1 protein-coding gene is annotated in these 404 nt (G+C 57.2%); it reads left to right on the forward strand.

Going from position 1 to position 404, the window contains the following annotated elements:
- Positions 1-46 precede the first annotated feature (46 nt).
- Positions 47-404 (forward strand): glycosyltransferase (locus RVY79_RS17735; protein ID WP_317465823.1); only part of this gene is annotated, 358 nt, incomplete at its 3' end.

Below are 404 nucleotides of genomic sequence, written 5' to 3' on the forward strand. Positions count from 1 at the left end.
CTCTTTTCGCATAGTTGGGCCAGCAGAGTCGCACACTATTCAGGAGTTGACAGCACTGGCTGGGCAGCTTGGCGTGCAGCTCACGATGACAGGGCCGGTTGGAGATGAAGAGCTGGCGACCGAGATACAGAACGCAGACATCATGTGTTGTCTGCGCTGGCCAGCTTTAGAGGCCGCGTCTGCATCGACAATCGAGGCCATGCTATATGGGAAGGCCGTTATAGTGACGGATACGGGCTTCTATCGCGACCTGCCCAGCGACTCCGTCATGAAGGTCATACCGGAGCGGGAAATTCCCGACTTGCGAACTTGCCTTGAGGGATTGGTGGAGGGGCGGGAGATTCGAGTTGCTCTCGGAGAGGTGGCTCGGAATTATGCGGCCAAAACATTCAGGGCGGACACGT

The sequence above is a fragment of the Chromohalobacter sp. HP20-39 genome, from assembly GCF_033052815.1.
Lineage (GTDB): Bacteria > Pseudomonadota > Gammaproteobacteria > Pseudomonadales > Halomonadaceae > Chromohalobacter.